Source organism: Cytophagia bacterium CHB2 (assembly GCA_030263535.1).
Classification (GTDB): domain Bacteria; phylum Zhuqueibacterota; class Zhuqueibacteria; order Zhuqueibacterales; family Zhuqueibacteraceae; genus Coneutiohabitans.
In genome coordinates, this window is sequence record SZPB01000268.1 from 1 (window position 1) to 9,003 (window position 9,003).

Annotated in this window: 7 protein-coding genes; all 7 read left to right on the forward strand. The window is 52.3% G+C overall.

What is annotated here, in order from left to right; all coding sequences use genetic code 11:
- Positions 1 to 59: 59 nt before the first annotated feature.
- Positions 60 to 710, forward strand: a complete 651-nt coding sequence (locus tag FBQ85_21365; protein MDL1877687.1) for a response regulator transcription factor — start codon at positions 60 to 62, stop codon at positions 708 to 710.
- A gap of 290 nt (positions 711 to 1,000) precedes the next feature.
- Positions 1,001 to 3,463, forward strand: a complete 2,463-nt coding sequence (locus FBQ85_21370; protein MDL1877688.1) for a dimethyl sulfoxide reductase subunit A — start codon at positions 1,001 to 1,003, stop codon at positions 3,461 to 3,463.
- Between the two features lie 11 nt (positions 3,464 to 3,474).
- Positions 3,475 to 4,095 (forward strand): dimethylsulfoxide reductase subunit B, encoded by a 621-nt coding sequence (dmsB, locus tag FBQ85_21375; GenBank protein ID MDL1877689.1) that lies wholly within the window; start codon positions 3,475 to 3,477, stop codon positions 4,093 to 4,095.
- 1 nt (position 4,096) lies between these two features.
- Positions 4,097 to 4,975 carry a hypothetical protein gene (locus FBQ85_21380; protein ID MDL1877690.1) on the forward strand — a complete coding sequence of 293 codons (879 nt, stop codon included), beginning with the start codon at positions 4,097 to 4,099 and terminating at the stop codon, positions 4,973 to 4,975.
- Positions 4,976 to 5,054: 79 nt separating this feature from the next.
- Positions 5,055 to 8,054: a WD40 repeat domain-containing protein gene (locus FBQ85_21385; GenBank protein MDL1877691.1), complete on the forward strand. Its 3,000-nt coding sequence runs from the start codon at positions 5,055 to 5,057 to the stop codon at positions 8,052 to 8,054.
- 19 nt (positions 8,055 to 8,073) lie between these two features.
- Positions 8,074 to 8,766 carry a dehydrogenase gene (locus FBQ85_21390; GenBank protein MDL1877692.1) on the forward strand — a complete coding sequence of 231 codons (693 nt, stop codon included), beginning with the start codon at positions 8,074 to 8,076 and terminating at the stop codon, positions 8,764 to 8,766.
- On the forward strand, positions 8,763 to 9,003 hold a 241-nt coding region (locus FBQ85_21395), incomplete at its 3' end, for a hypothetical protein (GenBank protein MDL1877693.1). The genes FBQ85_21390 and FBQ85_21395, both read left to right, overlap by 4 nt.

Sequence of the window (9,003 nt, forward strand, 5' to 3'; positions counted from 1 at the left end):
CTTCTACGCGACGCATATCCGTATCGGCGTCTAGAAAAGATTTGGAGTTGAACATGTCTATTCGAGTTTTACTTGCAGACGATCACAAACTATTCCGTCAGGGGATGATCAGCCTGATGCGCACGCGTGAAGACCTGGTCGAGGTCGTGGGAGAGGCGGAAACGGGCGAAGAAGCGATTCAATTGACCGAAAAATTGAGTCCCGATGTGGTCCTCATGGATATTTATATGTCGCAAATGGATGGGTTGCAGGCGGCTAAAGAGATTCGGACGCGTTTTCCCAAAGTGGCGATTGTGATGCTGACCTCCTCCGAGCGCGACGGACACCTGTATGAAGCCGTACGTCTGGGAGTGGCCGGCTATTTACTTAAGAGTCTGGACGCGGATGAATTGTTCGAATTGCTGGAAGGGGTGACGCGCGGCGAGGCGGCCATGACGCGTTCGATGGCTATGCGGCTTCTAAAGGGCGTGGCCGATCGCATGGTTGACGGCGAGAGCGGGGAAGAAGCGCTCTCGGAGAAAGAACTGTTGGTTCTGCGGTTTGTCGCCAGCGGCGCCAGTAACGCCGAGATCGCGGAGAGTCTTTCGATCTCCATCAACACGGTCAAGAGTCACCTGAAAAATATTTTGGAGAAACTCCAACTCGCCAATCGAACGCAAGCCGCCACTTATGCTTTGAAGCATGGTCTGGTTTTGCCGAGGGAAAATTAGCAGATAATAATAAATGCAGCTGGGGCAAATTAATCCCTTTGCAACCATATTTTATTCATACTTGAATCATCCTTTGGGGTGAGGCTGATTTGCTTCGCAGGGGGGATGAAGAGATGAAGGTTATCATGTATCCTGATGGTGAAAATTAACACAAGAGTATCTAAATCCATCCTTCAGCAGGAGAATGCCTAGGGACAGATCCTAACTGTAAATTTCAAAACCCTTTTAAGCCAGAAGATCCGGCTCTGCGAGTGTAAAAATTTCACCTCACTTTACTTCGGAGGAACATGATGACTGAAGAAACCATCCTCACCAAAACCTTGACCGATGTAGCGCTCACCCGCCGCAGTTTCCTTAAATGGAGCGCGGCTCTGGGAGGCACAGCTGCCTTGGCTGGGGGACTAAATTTCGGTTTAAAGACCGTTGAGAAAGCGGCAGCCGCGGGCATTGAGGAAGTAAAAACGATAGGTTGCTACCACAATTGCGGCGGCCGCTGTATTTTAGGCGCGGTGGTCAAAGACGGCACAGTCACCCGCCTGGTGCCTGATCCAACCAAAGAAGAGACGCCCGGCAATCCGCGCGCTATTCCCTGCGTGCGCGGCCGCGCTCAAACTTACCGCGTCTATGCGCCCGGTCGCCTTAAATACCCAATGAAACGCGTGGGCAAACGCGGCGAAGGCAAATTCGAGCGCATCAGCTGGGATGAAGCACTGGATACGATTGCCTCTGAAATGAAAAGAATTAAAGCGCAATATGGCAATGAAGCATTCTACAACAATTATGCTTGGGGCGTCTGTTGGACAGGCCCTGATGGACAAAATGCCATTCAGCGTTTACTAAGGCTATTTGGCGGATATGTTGACTTGTATGGCACCTACAGCGAAGCTGCCTATGGACAGGTAGTTGGTTTTATCACCGGCGGCTATTCAGGCAACTCCGCAGACGATGTGCTTAACTCAAAACTTGCCGTTCTTTTTGGAGAAAATTCAGTTGTCACTCGCGCCGGCGGAGATAACGCTGGTTACTGGATGATGAAAGCCGCTAAGCAGGGAACTAAATTCATTGTCATTGACCCAATATTGACAGATACAGTCATTGGAACGCAGGCTGAATGGGTGCCTATCAATCCCGGCACCGACGTGGCTTTGATTGCCGCAATGGCTTACGTCATGGTCAAGGAAAACCTGTATGACAAAGAGTTTATGGCAACACATACAGTAGGCTTTGACGAAGATACTCTCCCTGCCGGAGCGCCTTCCAACAGTTCATGGATGGCATACATCATGGGACGCGGGCCAGATAAAGTAGAGAAAACCCCCGAATGGGCTGCCCCTATTACCGGTATTCCCACAGACCGTATTATTAAACTAGCACGCGAAATTGCTAGCGTCAAACCCGCGCTCATTATGCAAAACTGGGGCCCCCAACGACGCGCTTATGGAGAACAGTTTGCGCGCGCAATTCCCATTCTAGCTGCCATGACAGGCAATTTCGGCGTTCAAGGCGGCGGACCGGGTCTTATTCAAGGAGGCGCTAGTTTTCCGATGCCTGGCATGCCTGTCCCTCCGAATCCTGTGAAGCTTTCCATTCCGTGCTTTTTGTGGACGGACTTCGTTCTGCGCGGCACTGAAATGACGCCAGAAAAAGATGGTATTCGCGGAGAAAGCGTGGCTTGGGGCGCTGGGAGCGGAAGTTCCGCCTCCAGCAGCGACCCAAAAAACTTGCGATTACCAGTAAACATGAAATTCATGTGGAATGATGGCGGAAACTGCGTCATCAATCAACATGGCGATATCAATCGCACAAAAAAAATCCTGGAAGACGAAAGTTTATTGGAATTCCTGGTTTGCACAGACATCTTCATGACCCCAAGCGTCAAGTTCGCCGACATTGTTCTTCCGGAAACTACTGGGTTTGAAGCAGATTACATCATCACGGGCGAAGGACACGGTATGAAAGGTAACCACTCCTGGGTGCTCTATAACCACAAACTAATTGAGCCCATGTATGAAGTAAAAGACCAACTGTGGGTGGCAGAACAACTGGCAGATCGGCTAGGCATTGGCGATGAGTTCCGCGATGGTCATCTTACCCGTGAAGACTGGATCAAAGACATGGTGGCAGCGGCGCAACAAAGTATCCCCAATTTCCCATCGTTGGAAGAATTCAGAAAGACCGGAATCTTCAAGGTTGAGAACGGAAAACCCTTTGTTGCCTTTGCAGATTTCCGCGCTGACCCAGAGGCTCATCCTTTAGCCACAATCACCGGGAAAGTTGAAATTTACTCCCCAGCAGTTGCAGCGCTAAATAAGCCTGAAGAGATGCCGGCTATACCCAAATATATCCCTGAATGGGAGGGCGTCAGCGATCCGTTGCGCGAAAAGTACCCGCTCATGCTGATGACCACTCACTATGTAGCGCGTGCGCACTCTACTTTTGATAACGTGGAAATGTTGCAAGAAGCGCACCCTCAATCGCTGTGGATCAATTGTTTGGACGCGCAGGCGCGCGGCATCAAAAATGGCGACATGGTACGCGTCTTCAACGATCGCGGCGAAGTTCATCTGCCGGCTTACGTGACCACTCGCATTGTTCCAGGCACCACCAACATGCCTCAAGGCGCTTGGTACACTCCCGACGCGCAAGGCATCGACAAACGAGGCTGCGGCAATGTATTGACCAGTCACAGGCCAACTCCATACGCAGGCGGTCCTGCTTTCCATACGAATCTGGTTCAGGTCGAAAAACTTTAAGGAGATGAACCATGGCGAAACAACTTGCTTTTTACGTTGACATTGCAAAATGCACTGGCTGCAAAGCCTGCCAAATTGCCTGCAAAGACAAAAACGATCTGCCGATGGGCATTCGTTGGCGCCGCGTCTTCCAGTACGAAGGCGGCGAATGGATCCAAAAGAACGGTCAGATGATCCCAAGCAGCGTTTATGCATACTTCGTGTCAGCTGCTTGCATGCATTGCGAAAATCCGGTCTGTCTACAGGTTTGTCCGGCGGGAGCCATTCATCAACGTGAGGACGGCATTGTCCTAATCGATGAGAAAAAATGCATCGGCTGTCGCTATTGCTCCTGGGCTTGTCCCTACGGCGCGCCTCAATTCAACGAGGATTTGGGCGTAATGACCAAATGCAATATGTGCTATGACTTGGTAGATCAGGGCGAAAAGCCAGCCTGTGTTCAGGCCTGCCCCTACCGCGCCATGGACTTTGGCCCCTTGGATGAATTGCAAGCGGAACATGGCACATTCAACAATCCTGCGCCGTTACCTGAGCCAAGCATCACTAGGCCATCAGTAGTATACGGCCCAAGCAATACAACCAAGGTCACCGGCGATACTAGCGGTCACATGATGAATCTTGAGGAGTTGTAATATGAACACACATGAATGGGCATTAATCGCCTTCACCCTTCTCACCCAGCTCTCAATCGGCATGTTGATCGCGACTCTGACCGTTCGAGCTTTTGCCGGCAGGAAAACAAATCCGGAGCGCACGGCGCCAATTTCGGACCTGCCTATCTACGTGGTGGTCGCGCTGATGGTTCTGGCCTTGATCGCCGCGCTCTTCCATCTTGGAAAGATTACGCACGTCATCGGCGCGGTGCCGAACCTTGCTACTTCCTGGATGAGCCGCGAAGTCGTGGCCGCAGTCGTTTTCACGGCTCTGACAGTTTTGCTGGCCTTTCTCATCTGGCGTAAGATCGGGACTGAATTCATGCGTATGATCATAGGCTGGATCACGGCGCTCGTGGGTCTATATCTCTTACTCGCCATGAGTCTAACCTATATGCTGCCCGCGCAGCCAGCCTGGAATACCTTGGCCACACCGGTCACGTTCTTTACCACCTCCCTCCTGCTGGGAGTACTCGGGACAGCCGCGGTTCTCGTGTTCACACACGCGACAGTGGACAGTCAAATCATAAAAGGCATCGCCGTCGCCTCGATCGTCCTGGTGGGCCTTGAACTGCTCACGATGCCGCTCTATCTGGCATTCCTCAGCACGCAAGGCGCAGCCGCTCTTCGTTCACTCAGTATGATGATTGGCGAATATGGCTGGGCTTTGGTCCTTCGTCTGCTCCTGGTCTTTGCAGGAGGCGGGTTACTTGCAGCCTACCTCTTCAAAAACGCTTCAACAGCCAAGCAGGAGAAAATGTCGGCAACTCTCGCCTATAGCGCCTTTGCTTTGGCGCTGGTTGGCGAAGTGATCGGCCGCTTCCTCTTTTACGCCAGCAGCTTCCGTATCGGCGTGTAAAAACTTCCGGTAGTTTCCATCTTCCAGGAGTGGGTGGGTTAACCGCCCACTCCTGGTTGGCCTTCAAAAGGGATTTGTCATGAGAATGGGATTTCGCGTCTTCATCGCTTTCTGGGCCTGTGTGACGCTCGGAGCGCTTATCCTGAAAACAGAGCGCGTTGTCGCGCAAGAAGGGAGCGCGTTACAAGTTATCCCACTTTCGTCAAGCGGATACGAGGAGGTTCATTCTCTGGCGTATTCAAGCGATGGACAATATCTTTCCGTGGGAGGAATTTCGGGAATCTATATTTTCGACGGAAAAAATCTATCTCCTCTAAATTACCTTGATACGCGAGTTTCGGCGCGAAACGTCCTATTTCTACCGGGCAGCCACACGTTGGCAGCCGGACTCTTCGATAACACGATCAAATTGTGGAATGCGTCGAAGGCCCAATTATCGGATACTTTTTTAGGACATCAAGGTTGGGTACGAAAGATTTCGGTTTCCAAAGACGGCTCGCTGCTCGCCTCCGCTTCGGATGATGATACTTTACGCATTTGGCGTGTGGCTGACGGCAAATTGCTGCTAACGATCTCTCAGAATACACAGGGTGTGAGAGCAGTGGCAATCTCGCCGGATGGACAGTTGGTCGCGGGGGCGTTGAGAGACCACACCGTGCGCGTCTGGCGCGTGGCTGACGGGAATCTGTTGTATACCCTCACCGGTCATACTGACTGGGTACGCTGTCTTGCGTTTTCGCCAGATGGAAGCCTGTTAGCTTCTGGCTCCTTTGATATGAACATACGCTTGTGGCGCATGTCCGATGGAAGTTTGGCGCGGATTCTCAAGGGGCATACCTCCAGTGTGCTGGAACTGGCTTTTTCGCCAGACGGCAACGTATTAGCCTCTTCCAATGTGGATGAAACCGTGAGACTGTGGCACGTTAGCGACGGAAATTTGATTCATATTTTTCAAGGATATACAGGCTTCATTTATGCCTTGGGTTTTTCTCCAGATGGAAAAATTCTCGCGTCTGGCAGTGAAAACCAGCTCTATATCTGGGATCTCGAGACTCTAGGCATCGACACCGCATCCTCAACTGGCAAACCGACGTCTCAAGCAGACGTTCAATCTACAACTTCCGATTGCAGGAAATGTCACCATACGCGCGGAAATATCGAACCGCCGCGCGTCGCTTATGTGCGCTGTGGGATATGCCACACGCAGGGCGTCAGTTTAGAATGGTGTCCGGCTTTCCCGCGCGCTGTGCAAACAACACCTTCTTCTTTGGGATATTCATTACCGGTTACCGCTTCTGGTTTGCCACGCAACAGCAAAGATTTAACTATATTGATTGCCACTCCTGCTAATGGCGAAACGCTTTACACTCGTTACGGATTAACTGCCCCAATGTTCGTTACGGGACGCGTATTCTCTAACAAACCCGAGTTCTCATCGTTGCGAGTTGAGCTGGACATTTGGGAAGGGAGCAAGAAAACAGATTCGCTATTTACACGCCCTTCTTCTACAGGAAATTTCGAATTTAAGCTTGCAATTAATTCTCAAGGAGCATTAGCGCGCACTGCAATTGCAGGAGCGCCAAATTGTCTTCCCTGTCATGAGAAATACCGCCCTCAAGCCCCCATTCCAGATGGAATAGTCCACTTAATAGTCACAGTTCAAGACGCGGCTGGCAACAGCGCCTCAGATGAGCGGTGGGTAAGCGTAGACACCAGCGGTAAAGCCTCGCTGCCCGTGCGCGTGGTGGACGCGCAAACCCACGCGCCGATCCAGGGAGTTTCAGTCAGCGCATCTACTGTTTTATACGAATGGCGCGCGCGGTATGGGACGGCGCTCTCCGACAGCGATGGTTTAGCTTCTCTCGAACTTGAGGCTTTGACCCAAGCTCCGACCTCATATCAGATCGTCGTCCCGCCGCAAATTATCAACGGCGTGCTGTATTCCAGCCAGCCAACACAAGTGGAATTGTCGCCAGGCGCGACCTCGCACGATATGGTGACTCTTACCGCCTCCGCGCAAACGGGACAGATCGTTGGCTCCCTGACCGCGCCGGATACCATCTCTCTGTCTGGTTTGCAAGTGAAAGCCGTTCAACTTCCTGCAGGCCCCGTATATGAAACCATGTTGTCTGCGCAAAACAGTTTCACATTCGACCCTCTACCGGTGAGCCAATATTTGATTGCCTTCGATCCTGCCAGCCTGGCTCAGAAAGAATTAGCCGTTTCCGTTGCCAGCGTTGATCTGATCGAATCGCCCGACGCAAGCCTGTCTCTCAACGCGGCAAAAAGCAGGCCGCTCGTAGGAACGGTTACGAGCGAATCCGGAGACCGAGTCTCTTTTGCCTGGGCGCGAATTGACGACCACGGCGATTCGTATTTCATTGACCCTGCTACCGGCGGTTACCTTCTAACAAACCTTCCCCGGGACGCCAACTTTATAACCATTACCGCGCCGGGATACTATTCTCAGTCCCAACATATTTCCGAAAATCAGGCTGCGTTAGACATTCAGCTGGTTCCTGAAACGGAGACGAAAAAACTGTCCTGGGGAAACGGGACAATCACCCTGCCCCCGGAGACGGACGCCAGTTTCCAGGATCTGGATGTGACCCTGAACAGCGGCTGGGTCTGGGGCAAGAACAGCGCTTCCCAACCCTTGGTCATTCGCGCGGCCAGCGCGCAGATTCATCTCTCTGATGGCGAATTTGCCGTCGAACGCACGCCCAATCACACCGCCTGGCTCTATCTCTACCAGGGACAGGCGCAAGTCCAATTTGCCAGCGGCCAAGCTCCGGTCGAGGTGAGAAGCGGAGAGATGATCGCCCTATCTGAAGAATCGGCCCAGCCGCTTCCTTTAAATACGTCAACCGCGCTGGCTTTACATCCAAATTTATCCGAACCTCCCCTGCCGGAAAATATACAGCCCGCGTTGGGCGCGCGGATAGGGAATTGGCTCGAAAAGATTGGAATCGGCGTCGCGCAAACGGTTACTTTCATCACCTACATTTTCTCACTTGCGTCTCTACTCGCCATCCCGCTATTTATGGTATTCTGGATAAAGAAACACCGAAAACAATAGAGTCTTGGGAGCGCTTAATATGTCACAGATGATGGAATGGAGTTCATTTTTAGTTGGCGAATCTTTGTTGTGCGGTTTACTCGGAAAGATACTTTATGAGGAACCGGATCAAGCCTGGCTGGAAACGCTGATCCGCGAAGATGTGTTCGCCGAAACGCCGCTTGGCGCGGATCAAGCGGAGACGCAGCGCGGACTCGAATTGCTTCAACGCTGGGCAAATGAAAATCGGAACGGCATTTCCGAAACCGAGATGAAAGCCTTGAAACAGGATCATTTGAATTTGTTCATCGGCGTGGATAAAGTATTGGCCCCGCTCTGGGAATCGGTTTACTTTAGCGAAAAAAAACTGGTTTTTCAGGAGCAGACCCTGCAAGTGCGCGAATGGTACTCCAGATTTCAATTACAAGCCGAGCGCATCAACCGCGAACCCGACGATCACATCGGCCTCGAATTGATCTTTATCGCGCATCTGGCTTCGCGCGCCTTACAGGCAATTGAAGAAAATGACGAAGCCGCTTTCAATGAACTTCTACAAGCCCAGCGCGATTTCCTTTCGGAACACTTGCTGTGTTGGGGACCTTCCTGGGCAAAACTCGTCAAGCGGCACGCGCAGACCGACTTTTACCGCGGCATTGGCCACCTCGTACACGGTTCCTTGCTGGCGCTCGCCGATGGACTTAAAATCGCCATGCCCAAAGAGGTCGCCCTGTGAGTCTGCTGGATGCCGCCGAGCGCTTCGCGGCCATGGACCGTTCTGCAATCGTTCTGGATCCCGCCCGCTGCCTGCACTCGCTCGACCGCGCTTCGACCTGCGAAGCCTGTTTCCAAATTTGCCCGGCGGAGGCGATCGCGCCCGGCAAGCCGCCGTCGCTGGATGCGGACAAATGCGAGAGTTGTCTCGCCTGCCTCGTAGTTTGTCCGGTCGGCGCGTACAACGCCGACGACGCGG

What these genes read in the sequence shown, in the direction of transcription:
- FBQ85_21385 (MDL1877691.1), top strand. Translation starts at nt 5,055, where the DNA reads ATGAGAATGGGATTTCGCGTCTTCATCGCTTTCTGGGCCTGTGTGACG.
- dmsB (MDL1877689.1), top strand. Translation starts at nt 3,475, where the DNA reads ATGGCGAAACAACTTGCTTTTTACGTTGACATTGCAAAATGCACTGGC.
- FBQ85_21390 (MDL1877692.1), top strand. Translation starts at nt 8,074, where the DNA reads ATGTCACAGATGATGGAATGGAGTTCATTTTTAGTTGGCGAATCTTTG.
- FBQ85_21380 (MDL1877690.1), top strand. Translation starts at nt 4,097, where the DNA reads ATGAACACACATGAATGGGCATTAATCGCCTTCACCCTTCTCACCCAG.
- FBQ85_21370 (MDL1877688.1), top strand. Translation starts at nt 1,001, where the DNA reads ATGACTGAAGAAACCATCCTCACCAAAACCTTGACCGATGTAGCGCTC.